General features: G+C 70.7%; 20 protein-coding genes and 1 pseudogene. 11 read left to right on the forward strand and 10 right to left on the reverse strand.

Translation table 11 applies throughout. From position 1 onward, the window contains the following. Positions 1 to 8 precede the first annotated feature (8 nt). The 5 genes from ABD714_RS20565 to ABD714_RS20585 form a co-directional block, all read right to left on the reverse strand. A complete protein-coding gene (locus ABD714_RS20565) occupies positions 9 to 851 on the reverse strand; it encodes a cytochrome c biogenesis CcdA family protein (protein ID WP_344814350.1) in 843 nt (280 codons plus the stop codon). Positions 852 to 910: 59 nt separating this feature from the next. After that, entirely contained in the window at positions 911 to 1,549 is a 639-nt protein-coding gene (locus ABD714_RS20570; protein ID WP_344814330.1) for a hypothetical protein, read from the reverse strand. Positions 1,550 to 1,682: 133 nt separating this feature from the next. Further along, the gene (locus ABD714_RS20575; RefSeq protein WP_344814331.1) at positions 1,683 to 2,090 is read right to left on the reverse strand and encodes a four-helix bundle copper-binding protein; all 408 of its coding nucleotides are present in this window, start codon (positions 2,088 to 2,090) and stop codon (positions 1,683 to 1,685) included. A gap of 107 nt (positions 2,091 to 2,197) precedes the next feature. Continuing rightward, entirely contained in the window at positions 2,198 to 2,848 is a 651-nt protein-coding gene (locus ABD714_RS20580) for a DUF305 domain-containing protein (RefSeq protein ID WP_344814332.1), read from the reverse strand. A 118-nt stretch (positions 2,849 to 2,966) separates the two neighbouring features. Then, a complete protein-coding gene (locus ABD714_RS20585; RefSeq protein ID WP_344814333.1) occupies positions 2,967 to 3,455 on the reverse strand; it encodes a hypothetical protein in 489 nt (162 codons plus the stop codon). 98 nt (positions 3,456 to 3,553) lie between these two features. On the opposite strand from ABD714_RS20585, the gene ABD714_RS20590 reads away from it, so the two are divergent. The 5 genes from ABD714_RS20590 to ABD714_RS20610 all read left to right on the forward strand — a co-directional run bounded on the left by ABD714_RS20590 (position 3,554) and on the right by ABD714_RS20610 (position 9,696). Continuing rightward, positions 3,554 to 3,763, forward strand: a complete 210-nt coding sequence (locus ABD714_RS20590; RefSeq protein WP_344814334.1) for a heavy-metal-associated domain-containing protein — start codon at positions 3,554 to 3,556, stop codon at positions 3,761 to 3,763. Further along, positions 3,763 to 4,692, forward strand: coding sequence for a heavy-metal-associated domain-containing protein (locus ABD714_RS20595; protein ID WP_344814335.1), 930 nt, complete (start codon positions 3,763 to 3,765; stop codon positions 4,690 to 4,692). The genes ABD714_RS20590 and ABD714_RS20595 overlap by 1 nt, the downstream gene beginning before the upstream one ends. Before the next feature lie 38 nt (positions 4,693 to 4,730). Continuing rightward, a complete protein-coding gene (locus ABD714_RS20600; RefSeq protein ID WP_344814336.1) occupies positions 4,731 to 7,031 on the forward strand; it encodes a heavy metal translocating P-type ATPase in 2,301 nt (766 codons plus the stop codon). A 12-nt stretch (positions 7,032 to 7,043) separates the two neighbouring features. Continuing rightward, positions 7,044 to 9,287: a heavy metal translocating P-type ATPase gene (locus ABD714_RS20605; RefSeq protein ID WP_344814337.1), complete on the forward strand. Its 2,244-nt coding sequence runs from the start codon at positions 7,044 to 7,046 to the stop codon at positions 9,285 to 9,287. A 67-nt stretch (positions 9,288 to 9,354) separates the two neighbouring features. Beyond that, positions 9,355 to 9,696: a metal-sensitive transcriptional regulator gene (locus ABD714_RS20610; RefSeq protein ID WP_344814338.1), complete on the forward strand. Its 342-nt coding sequence runs from the start codon at positions 9,355 to 9,357 to the stop codon at positions 9,694 to 9,696. 31 nt (positions 9,697 to 9,727) lie between these two features. Here ABD714_RS20610 and ABD714_RS20615 read toward each other — a convergent pair whose 3' ends face one another. Then, a complete protein-coding gene (locus ABD714_RS20615) occupies positions 9,728 to 10,315 on the reverse strand; it encodes a TetR/AcrR family transcriptional regulator (RefSeq protein ID WP_344814339.1) in 588 nt (195 codons plus the stop codon). A 137-nt stretch (positions 10,316 to 10,452) separates the two neighbouring features. Between ABD714_RS20615 and ABD714_RS20620 the strand changes: the two genes are divergently transcribed. From ABD714_RS20620 to ABD714_RS20630, 3 genes are all read left to right on the forward strand, one after another. Continuing rightward, positions 10,453 to 10,620 (forward strand): hypothetical protein, encoded by a 168-nt coding sequence (locus ABD714_RS20620; RefSeq protein ID WP_344814340.1) that lies wholly within the window; start codon positions 10,453 to 10,455, stop codon positions 10,618 to 10,620. Next, positions 10,620 to 11,144, forward strand: coding sequence for a DUF2269 domain-containing protein (locus ABD714_RS20625; protein WP_344814341.1), 525 nt, complete (start codon positions 10,620 to 10,622; stop codon positions 11,142 to 11,144). Before ABD714_RS20620 ends, ABD714_RS20625 begins: the two co-directional genes overlap by 1 nt. A gap of 181 nt (positions 11,145 to 11,325) precedes the next feature. Next, positions 11,326 to 12,618, forward strand: a complete 1,293-nt coding sequence (locus ABD714_RS20630; RefSeq protein ID WP_344814342.1) for an alpha/beta fold hydrolase — start codon at positions 11,326 to 11,328, stop codon at positions 12,616 to 12,618. A gap of 151 nt (positions 12,619 to 12,769) precedes the next feature. Here the strand turns inward: ABD714_RS20630 and ABD714_RS20635 are convergent, their stop codons facing one another. The 4 genes from ABD714_RS20635 to ABD714_RS20650 all read right to left on the reverse strand — a co-directional run bounded on the left by ABD714_RS20635 (position 12,770) and on the right by ABD714_RS20650 (position 15,601). Further along, on the reverse strand, positions 12,770 to 13,693 hold the full coding sequence (locus tag ABD714_RS20635; protein ID WP_344814343.1) for a cation diffusion facilitator family transporter: 924 nt from the start codon (positions 13,691 to 13,693) through the stop codon (positions 12,770 to 12,772). Continuing rightward, positions 13,690 to 14,343 (reverse strand): methyltransferase family protein, encoded by a 654-nt coding sequence (locus tag ABD714_RS20640; protein WP_344814344.1) that lies wholly within the window; start codon positions 14,341 to 14,343, stop codon positions 13,690 to 13,692. The genes ABD714_RS20635 and ABD714_RS20640 overlap by 4 nt, the downstream gene beginning before the upstream one ends. Continuing rightward, positions 14,336 to 14,776: an ArsR/SmtB family transcription factor gene (locus ABD714_RS20645; protein ID WP_344814345.1), complete on the reverse strand. Its 441-nt coding sequence runs from the start codon at positions 14,774 to 14,776 to the stop codon at positions 14,336 to 14,338. Before ABD714_RS20645 ends, ABD714_RS20640 begins: the two co-directional genes overlap by 8 nt. A gap of 273 nt (positions 14,777 to 15,049) precedes the next feature. After that, positions 15,050 to 15,601: a 4'-phosphopantetheinyl transferase family protein gene (locus tag ABD714_RS20650; protein ID WP_344814346.1), complete on the reverse strand. Its 552-nt coding sequence runs from the start codon at positions 15,599 to 15,601 to the stop codon at positions 15,050 to 15,052. A gap of 77 nt (positions 15,602 to 15,678) precedes the next feature. On the opposite strand from ABD714_RS20650, the gene ABD714_RS20655 reads away from it, so the two are divergent. The 3 genes and pseudogenes from ABD714_RS20655 to ABD714_RS20665 all read left to right on the forward strand — a co-directional run. Then, entirely contained in the window at positions 15,679 to 18,243 is a 2,565-nt protein-coding gene (locus ABD714_RS20655) for an AMP-binding protein (protein ID WP_344814347.1), read from the forward strand. After that, the gene (locus ABD714_RS20660) at positions 18,222 to 19,253 is read left to right on the forward strand and encodes an extracellular solute-binding protein (protein ID WP_344814348.1); all 1,032 of its coding nucleotides are present in this window, start codon (positions 18,222 to 18,224) and stop codon (positions 19,251 to 19,253) included. Before ABD714_RS20655 ends, ABD714_RS20660 begins: the two co-directional genes overlap by 22 nt. Continuing rightward, positions 19,250 to 19,713, forward strand: a pseudogene (locus tag ABD714_RS20665) (iron ABC transporter permease); the annotation flags it as partial. The gene ABD714_RS20660 and the pseudogene ABD714_RS20665, both read left to right, overlap by 4 nt.

The following is a 19,713-nucleotide window of genomic DNA, read 5'->3' on the forward strand; positions in this document are numbered from 1 at the left end:
GCTGGGATTCACAGCGGTGTCTGCCAGTTGGCGACGAGCACCTGGAGCCGGACGATCAGCGACGCCCATATCCCGGTGACTTGCAGCAGTCCGACGACGACCAGCAGGATCCCGCCGAGCCGCATCACGGCGGCGGCGTGGCGGCGGGCCCACGCGAACACGGTGAACGCCCGTTGGACGCCGAGGGCGGCGAGCAGGAACGGCAGTCCCAGGCCGATGCTGTAGGCGAAGGACAGTACGGCCCCCCGGCCCGCGCCGGCGGTGCTCAGCGACAGGGCCAAGACCGCGGCCAGCGTCGGACCCATGCAGGGAGTCCAGCCGACGCCGAACAGCACCCCGAGCAGCGGCGCGCTGGCGACCCCGACCCGCGGCTGCAGGTTCAGCCGCACCGACCGGGAGAACAGCGGGATCTTGCCCACGACACCGGCGAACATGAGGCCGAGCATGATGGTCACGACACCGAGCACCCTGACGATCAGGTCTTGGTGGATCAGCAGGGCGGTGCCGACCGCGCCGAACGCGGCGCCGTAGCTGGTGAACACGGCGGCGAAGCCCAGCACGAACAGCACGGTGCCCAGCACCGTCCGGCTCGGCAGCACCGTCCGGCTCGGCAGCACCGTCCGGCTCGGCAGCACTGTCCGGCTCGGCAGCACTGTCCGGGTCGGCAGGGCTGGCCGGGCTGGTCGGGTGGACAGCGATGCTGTGGTGGCCGTCCGGGTTTCCGGGTCGCCGGCTGGTGGGTTGGGTGCGGTCTGGGCGTCGGCGCCGGCGGTGCCGGTGACGTAGGCGAGGTAGCCCGGAACCAGCGGCAGGCAGCAGGGGCTGAGGAACGACACCAGCCCCGCGAGCATGGCCACGGGGATGGCGATCAGCAGCGGGCCGAAGGCGACGAGGTCGCCGGGGTCCGGGATCACCGGCCACCGCCGGCGGGCAGCTGGAGAACGATCCGCTGGTCGGGCCGCAGGCGCAGATCGGCCGGGTCGCCGGGGACCGGTGTCCCGTTGCTGGTCACCACGAGCTGGCGGCCGCCGTCGGCGCGGATGCCGCCGATCTGGGTGGCGGTGAGCTTCACCCCCCATTCGGTGAACAGCTGGCCCAGGGTGAAGACGTCGCCGACGCGGTCGGCTTCGATGTGGATGGTGCCGTCGGGTTCGTGGGTGTGGAGCGCGGACATGGCGCCGGTGGTGGGGTCGACGCCGATGTTGGCGGCCACCGGCACATCGGCACCGTCGATGATGATCTGGAGGTGCGGGTGGTAGTGCTCGGCTGTCCCCATCGGTCCCAGGTCGAGTCCGGCGGCCGTGACCCGGGACGCCGTCTCCTCTGGTGCCGGCCAGGGCGGTGGGGAGGTCCCGTCGAGGACCGGCGAGGCCGCCGAGACGTTGGGGGGCCGGTCGGCCGTGCTGCTGGTGGTGGTGGGATCGGCGCAGCTGACGAGCAGGGTGGTGAGGCAACCGCCGACGATCAGGGCGAGTCGGGCGGGCCCGGGGTGGCGAGGCCGCGGTCGGATCCGGCCGGCCGGGGGTGGGCTTGGGGTGAGCGGCGACATGGCTGAGGTCCCTTGCCGTAGAAGAAGCGGTGAGCTGGCCCGGACCTCGCCGATGGGGCTGCCGTTCGGACCGGTGGAGCCGGCCCGGGGCTGATGGATTCAGGCCCGGACCGGCGTTGCCGTCGGGTCTGGGTCAGCCGAGGCTGGCGAGGAGGTCGGCGCAGGCTTGCTCGCAGGCGCGGCAGGCGTCGGCGCAGATCCGGCAGTGGTCGTGCATCTCGGCGTGCTGGGCGCATGCGTCGCCGCAGCTGCGGCAGGCGGTGCGGCAGGCCTCCAGGACGGCGCGGGTGAGGTTCGCGTCGTAACCGGTGTGCCGGGACAGAACCCGTCCGGTGGCAGCGCAGATGTCGGCGCAGTCGAGGTCGGTGCGGATGCAGGCGCGGAGCTGGTCGACCATCTCCTCGCTGAGGCACGCGTCGGCGCAGGCCGTGCAGGCCTGGGCACAGTCAAGGCAGGCGTCGATGCAGGCGGCCAGGAGGCTCGGGTCGATGCCGCCGAGGTCGCCCGGGTAGGCGTCGATCATCTGCTGGGTGGTGGACATGGGGACTCCTTATGGACGGTGAAAGTGGACTTGTGTGTTGCCCTGCGGAGACTCGCTCGTCAGGGAGCCTCGCTCGTCAGGGGTCGGTCTTTTCTCCCCGATTCGTGTCAGAGCTGTTGCAGCAGCTGGTTCATGGTGGTGATCTCGGCCTGCTGGTCGGTGATGATCTTCTGGGCCAGGGCGATCGCCTCGGGGTTCTGGCCGTTGGCGACTTCGTTCTGGGCCATGGTGATGGCGCCCTTGTGGTGGGCGATCATGCCGGTGAGGAACATCCGGGCCGCGTCCTCGCCGGTGGCTTGGTCGAGGGCGTCCATGTCGGCTTGGCTCATCATCCCGCCGCCCATGTCGTGGTCCATGCCCATCGACGGGCTCGGGTTCTCGCCCCAGCCGGCGAGCCAGCCGCTCATCTGCGCGATCTCGGGGGCTTGGGCGGCTTTGATCTGGGTGGCCAGGTCGGTGACCTTGGCGTCGATGCCGTCCTTAGCCAAGATCATGTCGCTCATCGCGACGGCTTGCTGGTGGTGCGGGATCATGCCCTGGGCGAACATGACGTCGGCGTCGTTGTGCTGTCCGGCGGCCGGGGTTGACGAGGTGGCCGGCGAACCGGCGGCCGACGGGCTGCCGCTGGAGCCGTGGTCCATGCCGGGCATGGTGGAGGGGTCGTTGCTGGAGCAGCCGGTGAGACCGGTCACCGCGAGGGCGGCGGCGATGGCCAGGCTGCCGCGGAGACCGGTGCGCAGGGTGATGGGTGAAGGCATGACGTGTTCGTACTTTCTGTGTGGATGGTGCGGTGCAGCGAAGGTGGTCGAATGGGCCCTCCGGGGCGGCAGACCGTCGGACGTGGTCACGCGTCTGCCCGGCGGGGCCCTGTTCCGATCAGGTTCGGCTGACCGACAGCTCCACCAGGCTCAGCGGTGGGGGTTTGAGGCGATGCCGGCAGTTGAGGATGGCCAGCGGCTGCTGCCGCGGCTGACGGATGCCTCGCCCGGTCCTGGGGCGTGGCAGCAGCAGACCGGCGGCGAGCAGGATGAGCGCCGCCAGGCAGGTCAGTGCCATCGCCGAATGGCCGGCGCAGTCGGGACAGCCCCCCTGCCCAAAGGCGGGATCTCCCGTACCTGTGGCGGGCAGCAGGTGGGCGTGGCTTGTCCCTGTCTCACTGGGATCACCGGCTGCGTGGTGGTCCGAACCGGCCGTCGTCACGGTCGCGGACTGGTGACTGGAGGCGGGGTCGGCGGCGGTGTGGTTGCCGGACAGCTGATGCATGGCGAGCAGGGCGAGTCCGACGACCAGGACCGCGAGCCACAGGATCAGCCGGGACCGCGCAGCGCCGTCGTAGGGCGCCGCAGCTGGCCTGGACCGGTGCATGTCCTCACGGTACCCGGCGTTGACGGGAATACCGACCGGGGGTACGGTCGTTCCCACATCGATACCCTACCGGGGTACATGCTGAGAGGAGCTTTCTGATGACGACGACCGAGTTCCAGGTGACCGGGATGACCTGCTCCCACTGCGAGCACGCCGTGTCCAGCGAGGTCAGTCAGATTCCGGGGGTGGACAACGTCGAGGTCAGCGCGGCCACCGGTCGGCTGGTCATCACCAGCACCGAGCCGATCGCTGACGAGCAGGTGCTGGCCGCGGTGGATGAGGCCGGCTACGCCGCGGTCCGCGGCTGATGAGCACCCCGGTGCGGCTGCTGGCCTTCGCCGCAGCTCTGGCGGCGGTGTTCGTGCTCGCCCTGGTCGGCGCCCGCACCCTGCTGCCCGCCGGCTCGGCGCAAGCCGGGTCGGGCCGCACCGGCACTCAGGAGGAGAGTGGAATGGAGCATTCGTCGGCGTCGACTCCGTCGGCGCAGCACAGCGAAGACTCCCACGCGAAGCCGGGGCAAGCCCCGGCCGCTGACCCGGTCCGCGGCCTGACGGTCGCCCAGGACGGCTACCAGCTCGGCGCGCTGACCGCGCCGGCCGTGGTGGGGGAGGACGGGACGCTGTCGTTCCGGCTGACCGGCCCGGACGGGAACCCGGTGACCGACTACACCACCGCTCACGACAAGGACCTGCACCTGATCGTGGTCCGCAGCGACGGCAGCCGCTTCCGCCATGTTCACCCGAGCCTCGACGGCGCCGGGATCTGGTCGATGCCGTGGCGGTGGGCCGCTCCTGGCAGCTACCGGGTGTTCGCCGACTTCGTTCCGGCCGCCACTGGGGAGACGCTGACGCTGACCAGCACCCTCGAGGTGGCCGGTGACCTGCAGCCCGTCCTGCTCGGTGAGGACACCACCGAGTCCACCGTGGATGGGCTCACCGTCACCATGGACGGGGCGCCGGCCGCCGGGACCAGCTCGATGCTGACCTTCACCGTGACCCGCGACGGCCCCCCGGTCAGCTTGCAGCCCTATCTCGGTGCCGCCGGTCATCTGGTCGCGCTGCGGGTGGGGGACCTGGCCTACCTCCACGTCCATCCGATGGACGGGCCGGCCGGGGAGTCCGGCCCGGAGGTGGCGTTCATGGCGGAGGCGCCCACACCGGGTCGTTACCTGCTGTATCTGGACTTCCAGGTCGACGGCCGGGTTCACACGGCCACCTTCACCACCACCGCCCGCTGATCCCGCACTCGCTTCGACCCAACCAGAGAGACGATCTGATGAGCACCGCGTTCCAGCCGCCGCAGGCCCTCGGCCATATCGAGCTGCAGATCGGTGGGATGACCTGCGCGTCGTGCGCGATGCGGATCGAGAAGAAGCTGAACAAGCTCGACGGGGTGCAGGCGAGCGTCAACTACGCCACCGAGAAGGCCCAGGTCACCACCCCGGTCGACCTGGACCCGCAGACCCTGGTCGCGGAGGTCGAGAAGGCCGGCTACACCGCCACCCTGCCTACCCCGCCCGCCCCGGACCAGGGCGATGGGAAGGGGGAGCCGCCGGCGGATGCGGAGCTGGCCGGGCTGCGGCATCGGTTGATCGTGAGCGCGGTGTTGACGGTGCCGGTGGTGTTGTTGGCGATGGTGCCGGCCTGGCAGTTCACCTACTGGCAGTGGCTGTCGCTGACCCTGGCCGCGCCGGTGGTGGTGTGGGGGGCGTGGCCGTTCCACCGGGCCGCGTGGGCCAACCTGCGCCACGGCGCGGCGACCATGGACACGTTGATCTCGGTCGGCACCCTGGCCGCGTTCGCCTGGTCGGTGTATGCGTTGTTCCTCGGCACCGCCGGCACGCCGGGCATGATCCACCCGTTCGAGCTGACCGTCCGCTCCGGCGACGGCAGCGCCAACATCTACCTCGAGGTCGCCGCCGGCGTCACCACCTTCGTGCTGGCCGGCCGGTACTTCGAGAAGCGGTCCAAGCGGCAGGCCGGCGCAGCTCTGCGGGCCCTGCTGGACCTGGGCGCGAAGGAGGTCGCCGTCCTCCGCGACGGCCCGGCGGGAAGACCCATTGAGACCCGGATCGGGGTCGACCAGCTCCGGGTCGGGGACGAGTTCGTGGTCCGGCCCGGGGAGAAGATCGCCACCGACGGCGTGATCGTTGCCGGCCGCAGCGCGGTCGATGCCTCCATGCTGACCGGGGAGTCGGTGCCGGTCGAGGTCGGCGATGGCGACACGGTGGTCGGGGCGACCGTCAACGTGGGCGGTCGGCTGCTGGTGAGGGCCACCCGGATCGGCGCCGACACCCAGCTGGCGCAGATGGCCCGGCTGGTGGAGGCTGCGCAGTCGGGCAAGGCCGATGTGCAGCGTCTTGCGGACCGGGTTGCCGGGGTGTTCGTGCCGGTGGTGATCGGTATCGCTGTCGCGACTTTGGGCGGCTGGGTCGGCGCCGGGTTCGGCTGGGAGGCCGCGTTCACCGCCGCGGTCGCGGTGTTGATCATCGCCTGCCCCTGCGCCCTGGGGCTGGCCACCCCGACCGCGTTGCTGGTCGGCACCGGCCGCGGCGCCCAGCTCGGCATTCTGATCAAGGGTCCGGAGGTGCTGGAGTCCACCCGGCGGGTCGACACCGTCGTGTTGGACAAGACTGGCACCGTCACCACCGGTGTGATGACCGTGCACGACGTCACCTCGGCCGCCGGGGTCGACGCCGAGCAGCTGCTGCGGGTCGCCGGTGCGGCCGAGTCTGGCTCGGAGCACCCGATCGGCCGGGCCATCGCTGCTGCCGCCGGTGACCGTGCCGGGCTCCTGCCGTCGGTGCGGGACTTCGCCAACGTCGAGGGCCGCGGCGTCACCGCCACCGTCGCCGACGCCGGGCACGACCTGGAGGTGCTGGTCGGTCGGCCGTCGCTGATGGCCGATCGTGGCCTCGAGGTGGACGCCGACCTGGAGGTGGCGCGGGTGGCCGGCGAGCAGGCCGGGCGGACGGTGGTGCTGGTCGCCTGGGACGGGATTGTCCGTGGGCTGGTGACGGTCGGGGACGCGGTCAAAGACACCAGTGCTGAGGCCGTGGCGCAGCTGAAGCGGCTGGGCCTGACGCCGGTGCTGCTGACCGGTGACAACGCGACCGTGGCCCACCAGGTCGCCGCCGAGGTTGGCATCGAACGGGTGATCGCCGAGGTGCTGCCGCAGGACAAGGTCGCCGTGATCGCCGGTCTGCAACGCGACGGCAAGGTCGTGGCCATGGTTGGTGACGGCGTCAACGACGCGGCGGCGCTGGCCCAGGCCGACCTGGGTTTGGCCATGGGCACCGGCGCCGACGTGGCCATCGAGGCCGCCGACCTCACCCTGGTCCGCGGTGACCTCCGGGCCGCCGTCGACGCCATCCGGCTGGCCCGCCGGACCCTGACCACCATCAAGGGCAACCTGTTTTGGGCGTTCGCCTACAACGTCGCCGCCATCCCGCTGGCCGCGCTCGGCCTGCTCAACCCGATGATCGCCGGAGCCGCCATGGCCTTCTCCAGCGTCTTCGTGGTCAGCAACAGTCTCCGGCTGCGCACCTTTCAACCCACATCCCGCACCACCCACTGACGAGGTGACCCGATGACCGACCACCACAACCAACCACCGGCAGCTGCCGATCAACCCGCCACCGGCGCCACCGCAGCGCGGGCTGGCACTGACCACCACCATCACCAGCCAGCCGCCGCTCCCGCTGGGGAGAAGGCGCACGCCGGCCACCACGACGGCGGACACAACGCACACGCCGGCCACGACGCACACGCCGGACATGGCGGCCACGGTGATCATGTCGGGCAGTTCCGCCGGTTGTTCTGGATGATGCTGGTGCTGGCGGTGCCGGTGATCGGTTTCTCGCCGATGTTCGCAATGCTGCTCGGCTACCCGCTGCCCGCCGCCGGCTGGGTCGGCTGGGTCTCACCCGTGCTGGGCACCGTCATGTACCTGTGGGGCGGTAAGCCGTTCCTGACCGGCGCAGTCAGTGAGATCCGCGCCCGGCAACCCGGGATGATGCTGCTGATCGCCCTGGCCATCACCGTGGCCTTCCTCGCCTCCTGGGGCGCCAGCCTCGGGCTGCTGCACCACGAGCTCGACTTCTGGTGGGAGCTGGCGCTGCTGATCGTCATCATGCTGCTCGGCCACTGGATCGAGATGCGGTCCCTGGCCCAGACCACCTCGGCATTGGACTCGTTAGCCGCCCTGCTGCCCGACGAAGCCGAACGCGTCCTCAATCCCGGCAGCGGGCAGACCGGCAGTGGGCAGACCGACACCGAGCTGGTCGCCCCGGCCGAGCTGCAGGTCGGGGACCTGGTCGTGGTCCGCCCAGGTGGCCGGATCCCCGCCGACGGCCGGATCCGGTCCGGCACCGCCAGCATGGACGAGGCGATGATCACCGGCGAGTCCAAGCCGGTCCGCCGCGGCGAAGGCGACCTGGTGGTGGCCGGAACCGTGGCCACCGACTCCGGCCTGAGGGTCGAGATCACCGCCGTCGGCGACGACACCGCCCTGGCCGGCATCCAACGCCTGGTGACCGACGCGCAGAACTCCTCCTCGAGGGCACAGCGGATCGCCGACCGAGCCGCCGCGTGGCTGTTCTGGTTCGCACTACTCGCCGGGGTGATCACCGCCATCGTGTGGACGCTGCTCGGGCTCCCGGACCAGGCCGTCGTCCGCACCATCACCGTGCTGGTGATCGCCTGCCCCCACGCCCTCGGCCTGGCCATCCCACTGGTCGTCTCCATCGCCACCGAACGCGCCGCCCGCGGCGGCGTGCTGATCAAGGACCGGCTCGCGCTGGAGTCCATGCGCACCGTCACCACCGTCCTGTTCGACAAGACCGGCACCCTCACCAAAGGCCAGCCCACCATCACCGGCATCCACACCACGAGCCTCGACGAGGACGAGGTCCTCACCCTGGCGGCCAGCGCCGAAGCCGACTCCGAGCACCCCCTGGCCCGGGCGATCGTGACCGCCGCCGAGCACCGCCAGCTGCCACTGCGGCCGGCGACCGACTTCACCTCCTCCCCGGCGGTCGGGGTGTCCGCCACCGTCGACGGACGGCACGTCCAGGTCGGCGGCCCCACCCTGCTGCAGCAGCACGGCGTCGCCGAGCTGCCGGTCGTGGAGCAGTGGCGCGGCGAGGGCGCGATCATCCTGCACGTGCTGATCGACGGGCGGGTGGCCGGCGCGTTGAAGCTGGCTGATGAGATCCGGGAGGAGTCCCGCGCCGCCGTGCGGGCCTTGCACGACCGGAATGTGGAGGTGGTGATGATCACCGGCGACGCCGAGGCCGTGGCCGCCTCGGTCGCCGCCGAGCTGGGCATCGACCGCTTCTTCGCTGGCGTCCGGCCCGAGGACAAGTCCGCCAAGGTCCAGCAGCTGCAGGCCGAGGGACGGCGGGTCGCGATGGTCGGTGACGGCGTCAACGACGCACCGGCCCTGGCCCAGGCCGACGTCGGCATCGCTATCGGCGCCGGCACCGATGTCGCGATCGCTTCGGCCGGGGTGATCCTGGCCAGCGACGACCCCCGCTCGGTGCTGTCGGTGATCGAGCTGTCGAAGGCGAGCTACCGCAAGATGAAGCAGAACCTGTGGTGGGCCGCCGGCTACAACCTGATCTCGGTGCCGCTGGCCGCCGGTGTCCTCGCCCCCATCGGTTTCGTCCTGCCGATGTCGGTCGGCGCCATCCTCATGTCGCTGTCCACCATCGTGGTCGCGGGCAACGCCCAGCTGCTCCGCCGCCTCGACCTGCGACCCGACACCATCGTCCCCACCACCAGCCCCACGACCGCCGAGCAACGCCCTACAGTCGGCGTCGGGCACCCATGACCACCACACGAACAAGCACCGCACGAACGAGAACCGTCGCAACGACCGCGGGGAAGCGAGATCCACGATGACCACCGACCACACCGACCTCGCCGAACCGAGCGACTCGGCCGAGGCGAAGGGGGTCCACCACGGCTACATCAGCGACAAGAGCCGCTACCTGGCCCGGCTGAAGCGGATCGAGGGCCAGGCCCGCGGCATCCACCGCATGGTCTCCGAAGAGCAGTACTGCATCGACATCCTCACCCAGATCTCCGCCCTCACCTCCGCCCTGGAAGGTGTCGCCCTCGGCCTGCTGGACGACCACCTCAAACACTGTGTGGCCGATGCCGCCCGGCTCGGCGGCCCCGAAGGTGACGCCAAGATCGAGGAAGCCTCCAAGGCGATCGCCCGCCTCGTCCGCTCCTAACAGCGGCCGGCCCGGCCCGACCGGGCGACCGTCACGCCGAGTCGGCGGCACTGGCAGGGTCGGCGGTCAGGGCCGTCCACACCAGCTCCACCACCACGTCCGGACCGGACGCGGTGCCGGCGGCGGTGAGCGCAGCCAGACAGAACCCGGCCAGCTGCTCGGCCGGCACGTCGGCGCGCACCGTACCGGCGGACGCTGCTTCCTGGATTAGGTCGGTCAGCAGATCCTGCAGCTGCCGGTGCTGGTCGGCGATCCCCGGCCCCCGGTGCAGGGCCGCCGCCACGTCACCGCCGTGCCGGGACCGTTGCGCGCAGATGTGGGCGTAGCGCTCGACCACCGCCCGCAGCCGGGCCGACGCGTCTCCGGCCCCAGCCGCCATCGTCGCCAGGTCGGTCAGGTGGGCCGACACCTGACGCGCGTGCCAGGCGGTCAGCACCTCCTCGACGTCGGCGAAGTACTTGTACAGCGTTGCCCGGCCGATCCCCGCCGCCTCCGCCAGCCGCGACATCGACACCGCCCACAACCCGTCCCGGGCCACCAGCTCCCCGGCGGCATCCAGCACCGCCTGCCGCACCTCCTCGCGGTGCGTAGCGACCGTGTCTGTCCACAGCTTCGGCACGACCTCAACCTACGCCTACCCGTGACATATTGCTACATGCGTGACACTCTGTCTTGTAAAGGGAGGTAGCCGTGAGTTCCTCGTCACCAGACAGTCAGTCCGAGCAAGAACCTTCAGCGGCGGGCATGCCGCGGTGGGTGAAGATCTTCCTGATGGTGGCCGCCGTTCTGATCGTGCTGCTGGTCGTGGGGATGCTGATCGGCGGCGGGCAGCACGGACCGGGCCGCCATTTCAGCTCGATGGTCGGTGTCGATACGGCGGCCGTGCCGACACCCCCGGCTGCGACGGCCGATCAGGCGCGCTGATGATGATGCCGCCGGCGCTGCGCCGGGCCGCGCTGGCGGTGCACGTGATCACCTCGGTCGGCTGGATCGGCGCCGTCGTCGCCTACCTGCCGCTCGGGATCGCGGCCGCCGTGAGTGAGCAGCCGCAGACCGTGCGCGCCGCTTGGATTGCGATGGAGCTGACCGGCTGGCTCGTGATCGTCCCGCTCGGGATGCTGGTGTTCCTCACCGGCCTGGTCATGTCACTGGGCACCGTCTGGGGACTGGTCCGTCACTACTGGGTGATCGTCGCGTTCGCCTTGACCACCGTGGCACTGGTGGTGCTGCTCCTGCACATGCCCAGCGTGACCACGGCGGCCCGAGTGGCCAGGACCGCCGACGACGCGACGGTGCTGCAGCTCGGCGGGGACGTGCTCCACCCCGCCCTGGGCCTGCTGGTGCTGGTGGTGGTCGCCGTCCTCAACCTGTACAAACCCCGCGGGACCACCCGCTACGGACAACGCCGACGGGCGAGCGACGCTGCCCGAGCCACGCAGCGCAGCTGACGGTTGAGCCCGCGGCCTCGGCCCGGCCGCCTGTCAGCCACCCCGCCCCACCAGACGTTCGAGAGAGTCATTGTCGAGGGCGGCGTCTTCCGCGATGCTCGGACGTGGCGTTAGAACACTAGACAGTGATACCCCCCGGGGGTATCGTCGAGTTATGAGCTCACGGCCGCAGGTGGTAGCGATGGACACGATCGAGCAGGGGGAACCCGATGAAGCTCGCCGGCCAGGACCACGCCGGTCAGGGCGTTGGCGCGGGTCCATCGCGGGGGTCGTCGCCGTCTCCCTGCTGGTGGGGCTGGTGCTCGCCGTTGTCGTCGTCCTGGTCCCGGTGGTCCCGGAACGGACGAGCAACCTCACCGGGGCGATCCTGGTGGCGTTCGGGCTCGGCTGGGCGCTGCTGGCCGTGCTGTCGGTCAAGCTCACCGAGCAGCCGCAGCGGTGGGCGGTCGCGCCGGCGGCGTTCATGGGCCTGGCCGCGGGAGTGGCGTTCAGCGGATCTGCCGCAGTCCATGCCGTCTTCGGCTGGGTCTGGCCGCTGCTGCTGGCCGTGATCGTCGTTTGGGTGCTGTTCTCGATCCGCCGCCAGCTGCCCAGCCGGCTGGGTCGTTGGCTGCTCTACCCGGTGATCGCTGTCCTCGGGCTCGCTGCTGTCGGCGGCGGCTACACCACCGCGAGCACCGCACCCCAGTCCCGCGCCCAGACGGTGCCCGGTGCGCTGGTCAGCATCGGTGACCACCGTCTCCATCTGCAGTGCACCGGCTCCGGAAGCCCCACCGTCGTGCTGGAACCGGGCCTGGGCGGCGCCTCAACGGACAACCACTGGATCGCCTCCGCGGTCGCCGCCGACACCCGCGTATGCGTCTACGACCGTGCCGGCCGCGGCTGGAGTGACGACGCCAACGGCCCCCAGGACGCCGCCCACATCGCCGCGGACCTGCACACCCTGCTCGACCGTGCCCACATTCCCGGTCCGTACGTGTTGGCCGGGCACTCCTTCGGCGGCCTGTACGTCCTCAGCTTCGCGGCCCAGTTCCCCGACGAGGTCGCCGGCATGGTCCTGCTGGACTCGACCGTTCCCCGGCCTGCACCGGCCGACGCGTCCTACAGTGACGCTGGCAGTGTGGTGGGTCGGGTCGCCACGTTGATGCCCAGCATCGGCCACCTCGCTGGACGCGATGTCGGCAGCTTCCTGCAGGAGTTCTTTGAGGGGTCTGCATCGGTGGAGCAGGCGGCCGCGCTGACCGATCTCCGCGGCAAGCCGCTCATCGTCGTCACCGCCGACACCGGCAACGACGCGGCCTGGCAGTCGGCACAGCAGCAGCTGACCACCTTGTCGACCAACAGCTTGCAACGCATAGCCCGCGCCACCCACCAATCACTCGTCGCCGACCAAGCGGCTTCCGCAGCCGCCTCCCAGGCCATCGGTGATGTCGTCACGTCCCTGCGCACGTCCCAGCGCCTCCGCTCCAGGTGACAGTCCGGCGGCCCCGCCGACTGCCGGAGGGCCGCGGACGCTTGCCGCACGTCGTCGGCTCACCGACCCCGTCCGGCCATCGAGCCGACGTCAGCGGCTTCCTGGCTGGGTTCATCAGGTAGCGAGCGGAGGTGACCGGGTCCCGCGGTCGCTAGGCGTGGTGGGCGGGTTCGTGGGCTTGGTGGCCCTGGGGTTCGAGCTGGAAGGTGCAGTGGTCGACGTCGAAGTGGTCGCCGAGGCATTCGCCGAGCCGGTCGAGGACTTCGCCGGCGCGGCCGTCGGTCAAGCAGTCGGCGTCGACGACGACGTGGGCGGAGAGCACCGGTACGCCGCTGGTGATGGTCCAGGCGTGGAGGTCGTGGACGTCGGTGACGCCGTCGATGTCGACGAGGTGCTGGCGGATCTGGTCGAGGTCGATGCCGCGGGGGGTGGCTTCGAGGAGGACGTCGACGACGTCGCGGAGCAGCGAGAACGCCCTGGGGATGATCATGACGAAGATCAGCAGGGAGGCGATGGAGTCGGCGCGGGTGTAGCCGGTGAAGGTGATGATGAGGGCGGCGGCGATGACGGCCAGGGACCCGAGTAGGTCGCCGAGGACTTCGAGGTAGGCGCCGCGGAGGTTCAGGCTTTCGTCCTTGCCGCCGCGCAGAATCAGCAGTCCGACGGTGTTGGCGACGGCGCCGACGACGGCGACGGCGAGCATCAGTCCGCTGGAGATGTCGGCCGGTTGGTTCCAGCGTTCGATGGCTTGCACGAGCACCCACACCGCGATGCCGGTCAGCAGGAGTCCGTTGACCATGGCGGCCAGCACTTCGACCCGTTGCAGCCCGTAGGTGCGGGCGGAGGTGGCGGGTCGGGTGGCCAGGGTGGCGGCGATGAGGGCGATGAGCAGGCCGGTGGAGTCGGTCAACATGTGCCCCGCGTCGGCAAGCAGGGCCAGCGATCCGGAGGCGAGACCGCCGATGACTTGGGCGACGAAGATCGAGGCGGTGATCGCGACCACGATGACCAGCCGTTGACGGTGTCGTCCGGTGGCGGTCTCGGGGGCGTGGGAGTGGCTGTGTCCGCCGGTCATGCGAGCTCTCCTGCAGCTTGTGACGTCAGGGGCGTGGGGTGAAGCCGGCCCAGGCCGGGCACGAAGCGGCCGGCGGTGGCCGCGTAGTCGGGATAGGTGGTGGGGTGCCGGCGGCGCAGGTACGGTTCCTCGACCCACCGGGTCTGGATCTGGCAGGCGGCGACCATCAGCACGGCGCCGGCGAGCGACAGCCAGCTCAAGGCCATGGTTGCGGTGCCGACCTGGATCATCATCAGCGCGGTGAAGATCGGGTTGCGGACCAGCCGGAACGGACCGTGGGTGACCAGGTCGGTGGCCTCGGCCACGTCGACACCGATCCGCCAGGAACGGCCCATCGCCTGTTGGGCCGTTCTGCCCAGCAGCAGCCCGCCCGCGGCGACCACGGCACCGACCGCGGGCACCGCGATCGGCAGGCTCCACACCGGCAGCACGACGGCGGCGGCCAGCCACGGCGCCACCAGTCCGGTCAGCACCGCCACAGCGAAACCGATCCCGGCGATGCGGGCGGCCGGATCCTGTGCAGCGCCTCGGAACCCGTTGAAGCCGGTCGACCCGGTCGTGCGGTACTGCTGCCACGTCCGCACCGCGAGCAGCAGCACGACCGCCACGAGGTAGAGCAGTCCGGCCGCCACCGCGACCGGCTCAGTCATGGCGACCGCCCCGGGGGTGGCCGGCCGGCGCGACGGTGTCCTCGGCTTCGGGGTCGGGGTCGTGGTTGGTGGGACACAGGGTGACCGCGTCACCGGTCACGGCCAGCAGCCGCTCAGCTGCGGCCAGCAGCCCGTTGAGTTCGGCGGGCACGGCGAGGGAGTACATCGAGGAGCGGCCCACGGTCCGCGCCGACACCAGGCCGCAGTCCCGCAGGCAGGCCAGGTGGGTGGAGGTGGTGCTCTGCGCCAGCCCGAGGTGCGCGGTCAGGTCCACCACCCGGTGCTCACCGAGGGCGAGGTGCCGCAGGATGGTGAGCCGGGCTGGGTCGGCGAGACTGCGGAACAGGTACACCGCGGCGGCGGGACCGGACTCGGCGCTGGCATCGGCCTCACCGGCCAGCTGCTCGGTGATCCACCGATCTTTCATCGTCATACGTCGATGACATCGCATATGGTCGGGAGTTGTCAACCAAGGCCCGGGTGGGTAAGGCGGCGGCCGATCCGACCCGGCGACGGCTGCTGCTGGCGTTGGTGCAGGGGCCGTGCGTTCCCGTCGGATCTGGCCGAGGACCAGGGCTTGACGCGGCAGCCAGGTTGCCCCTCGGCCTGCGGGCACACACTGATCAAAAAGGGCGACTGACGCCGCTGCGATTGAGATGGGGAAGTAACTCGGACCCGCTCTTGGATTCGACGGCGCACGGGTGTTTCACCTCTCGAGCAAGTCCAGTCGCTGGCGGGAAGTGGAGACTTCTACGGTTCCGTTTTTTTGGTGGGCCACGGCCATCAGGTGCCTCGGCCACGGTAGGGGAAGGGAATGGACGATGAGGTCTTCTCCGCCACCGGCTTTGAACCTGGCCTCCTTGTGGGTCCAGGACTCCACGGTCGCTGGTGAGCTCCGCATGCGTTCCAGATCGATGCCGACCGGCCCTGCGGTGGCCATGGCGACGGCGACCAGAAGACCCGCATGGGACACCGACAGTTGCAACGACGACCCTGGCGCACGGGGGCGGCCGTGCCACGCCCCGCAGCTCTCGCATTCCCGGTTGACCGTCACGTCCTCCGGCCGGATTCCTAGCTGCTGCCCGACGGCGGAGCGGAGCATTGCCGCGCCCAACAGGAACCGGGCCTGGTCCGCCGGACTCTCGTAGTTCAGGAACCGGCCCATCTCACGCGGATCTAGCCAACGGCGCAGACGCAGGTCGGCCTGGGCGAGGGTCGCCACCCAGATGCGCACCGAAGGCGGCGCCGGATTGTCCACGACCACCCCCTTAGGTTAGCCTCACCGATGTGTCGCTTCTGAGTGCGCCGCCGAGGTCAGGGCTGCGGCTTCAGTCGGTGGCCGCTGATCCCCACCAGCTGGCCCTTCTCGATGCCGAAAACGCCTCTGGTTCGCTCACCCACGGTCAGCTCGTGGCCCGGGTCGCCGCGGTCGCGGCGATGTTGCCGGATGTCGGCACCGGCCGCCGCCTGGTGCACATCCCGCTGACCGCTGACCCGGCAGCGGTGACGGCGTATCTTGCCGTGCTGCTCGCCGGGCACGTTCCGCTGGTCACTCCGGCCGAGTGCGGCGAGACTTTGACCGAGCACTACCGCCCGGACCTGCGGCTCGCGGCCGATGGCCTCCTGGAGACCGTCTCGACCGACGCGCAGCATCTGCTGCATCCCGACCTGGCGCTGTTGATGAGCACGTCGGGGAGCACCGGATCGCCGAAGCTGGTGAGGCTCAGCCACGAGAACGTGCGAAGCAACGCCCACGCCATCGTCTCCGCGCTGGGGGTGACCTCCGCTGATCGGGCCATCACCTCGTTGCCGCTGCATTACTGCTACGGCCTCTCGGTGCTGCATGCGCAACTGGTGGCCGGCGGCACGGTCGTACTGCGTCGACAGTCGTTCGCCGAGCCGGACGTGCGGGACATGCTGGGCCGGTGCGGCGTCTCGATCGTGGCGGCGACCCCCCACCTGATCGATCTGCTGGATGTCCAGGGGGTGTTGTCGGCGGACCTTCCCGATCTGCGTTTGGTGACGCAGGCGGGTGGCGCGCTGCCCGCACATCGGGTCCGGGACATCGCCGCGCTGGGGCAGGCGGGTGGGTGGTCGCTCGCGGTGATGTATGGCCAGACGGAGGCCACGGCCCGGATGGCGGTGCTGCCGCCGGCGTCCGTGACGCGGCATCCGGACGCGGTCGGCTGGCCGGTCGCCGGTTCGTCGTTCTCCCTGGACACCACCGTTCCGGAGGCGGCGGATATGCCCGCGGGGGTGGGGGAGCTGGTCTTCTCCGGTCCCGGGGTGATGCTCGGGTACGCCGAGAGTGCCGACGATCTGGCGCTGGGCCGGATGCAGGACGTGCTGCGGACCGGTGACCTGGCCCGGATCGGCGACGACGGGCTGGTCCGCATCGTTGGCCGACGCGCCGACTGGGCCAAGGTGATGGGTATCCGGATCGACCTCGGCCAGGTCGAGCGCCGCCTCTCCGACGCCGGCTTCCAGGCTTGCGTCACCGGAGCCGACCAGCAGCTGCAGGTCACCTACTCCGCCAACCACCGGCGCGACGCGGCGCGGGTGGTCGAGGCGGTGTCGACGGTCTCCGGTCTGGGAGCCAGTGTCATCTCGGTGGAGGCGGTCGCGGAGCTGCCGCGACTCAGCAGCGGCAAGATCGACCGGCTGGGCTGCGCTGCCCGGCACCGGACGCCGCAACAGCCGCCGGGGCCTGGGCCGCTGAAGCTCGGCCGGGAGCCGGCCGACCTGGCAGCGGTGGTCGCCGCTCTCGGGCCGCTGGTGGGACCGGAGTCGCTGAACCCGGACCGCTCGTTCGTAGAGCTGGGCGGCGACTCGTTCTCCCACGTCCAGGCATCTCTGCGTCTGGGGCGCCTGCTGGGCGATCTCCCGGCGGACTGGCACCATCGACCGCTGCGGGAGCTGCCCGACCTGGCGCTGACCCGGCCGCGCCGCGGCTCCGGGCAACGCGTCGAGATGAACGTGCTTCTCCGCGGGCTTGCCGTGGTCATGATCTGCGGCAGCCACGTCGGGCTGTTCCCCCTCGCCGGCGGCGCTCACCTGCTGCTGGCTGCGGCTGGGTTCAACGTCGGCCGGTACGTGCTTACCGCCGGGTCAACGGCGCAGCGCTGGCAGCGGACGGCGCGGTTGGCGGTCGCCATCGCCGTTCCTACCGTGCTGGTCGCCCTCACCATGCGGATGGTCTTCGGCGGCGCGCACTGGTCCAACGTCGTGTTGCTGCATTGGGCGGTACGCCCGATGGTCGGCAACATCTTCTGGTTCGTCGAGGCGCTGCTGATCTTGCTGCTGGTCACGGCGGCCCTGCTCTCGGTGCCGCGTCTGCGGCAGGCGTACGCGCGGGACCCGTGGCGGCTGGCGTTCCTCGCGACGCTGGTGCTGCTCATCCCGCGGTACCTAGTCGTCGGCCTCGTGGAGGGTCCGGTGCGCGGGATGCCGTGGACGGTCGGCTGGCTGTTCACCGCCGGGTTGGCGATGGCCTCCGCCCGGACCCGTCCCCGGCAGCTGCTCACGGTCAGCGTGTCGCTGGTGGCCACGATCGGGTTCTTCCCCGCCCCGGAGCGCAACCTCGTGATCATGGCCGGGCTGGCGCTGCTGGCGCTGGTGCCCAGCATGGTGGTGCCGCGGCTCTTGGTCCGCCCGATCGGGGTGCTGGCGGCCGCCTCGCTGCACGTGTACCTGGTCCAGTTCCAGATGTTCACGTTCTTCTCCAGTCCCGGGGTGAAGTTCACCGCCGGTCTGCTAGCCGGGCTGGCGTTCTGGCTGCTCACGACCAGCCTGCTGAGGCGGCTCCACCACCTCGTGCCCCTGGCCACCACGCGTCGTCCACCAGCGACCAGGCATGTCAGCGATCGAAAGGGAGACCTGTGCGTCGACGCCAATTCTTGACAGCCGTCGGCTTCGCCGGCGCCGGAGGGCTCGGTCTGTTCGGCTGCCGGGCCAGCAGCGCCGAGGAGTTCACCGCCGACCCGCAGGCCCTCCAGGTCTACTCCGCGCAGCACCAGAACCTGACCAAGCCCTGGGCGGAGGCCTTCACCGCCGCCACCGGGATCCCCGTCCAGATCCGGCAGGGCCAGGACGCCTCGATGGGGCACCAGATCGTGGCCGAGGGCGACTCCTCGCCCGCGGACGTCTTCTTGACCGAGAACAGTCCGGCGATGACCCTGGTGGAGCGGGCCGGGCTGCTGGCCGAGGTGGACCCGACGACCCGGCGGCAGGTACCGAAGGGCGCGGCTCCTTCCTCGAATGCCTGGATCTCGATCGCCGCCCGGTCCACGGTGCTCGTCTACAACACCGCCCGGCTGGCCAAGTCCGACGTCCCTGCATCGCTGCTGGACCTTGCCCGGCCCGAGTGGCAGGACCGGTGGGGCTGCGCAGCCGGCGGTGCCGACTTCCAGTCGATTGTGGCCGGGATGCTCGCCGACCAGGGCGAACCGGCGACCGCGGCGTGGCTGGCCGGGCTGAAAGCCAACGCGAGGATCCTGCAGAACAACATCGCCACCATGAAGTCGGTCAACGCGGGCGAGATGGACTGTGGCGTGATCTTCCACTACTACTGGTACCGCGACCAGGCCGGCACCAAGGAAGGCAGCGGCAACACGGCCCTCCACTACTTCCGCAACCGCGACCCCGGGGCGTTCATCTCCCTCTCCGGTGGAGGGGTGCTGGCCTCCGCCGACAAGCCGGCCGAGGCGCAACAGTTCCTCGCATTCATCACCAGCCCGGAGGGTCAGAAGGTCCTGGTGGAGTCCCAGTCGATGGAGTACGCGGTCGGCACCGGCGTCACCTCCGACCCCGCGCTGCCCCCCTTGACGTCCCTGGAAGCTCCACCGGTCGACCCGTTCACCCTGAACTCGGAGAAGGTCATCCAGATGATGACCGACGCAGGCATCCTGTGACCCTGGTCGTCGACCCCACCCCCGCGGCCCCGGCGACCAGCCGGGCCGCGCCGGCGACCCGGGCGCCGCGTCTACTCATCCTGGCCGCGGCCGCGGTGGCGCTGCTGACAGTCGCGCCCCTGGTCATCGTCGTAGGTCGCGTGGTCCCGCTGGGCTGGGCCGGCATCACCGCGTACCTGTTCCGCCCCCGGGTGGCGGAGCTCGTCGTGAACACCACCGCCCTGGTGGCCATCACCGTGCCCCTGACGCTGACGATCGGGGCTGGCGCCGCCTGGCTGGTGGAGCGGTGCGCGGTTCCCGGCGCGGCCGCCTGGCGGGTCCTGCTGCTGACTCCGCTGGCCATCCCGGCCTTCGTGTCCAGCTACGCCTGGAGCTCCCTGGTGCCCTCCCTGGACGGGCTGGGCGGCGCCGTGCTGGTCACCACCCTCGCCTACTTCCCGTTCGTCTACCTGCCGACGGC

Origin of the sequence: Microlunatus aurantiacus, from assembly GCF_039536605.1 — a bacterium.
GTDB classification, from domain to species: domain Bacteria; phylum Actinomycetota; class Actinomycetes; order Propionibacteriales; family Propionibacteriaceae; genus Microlunatus; species Microlunatus aurantiacus.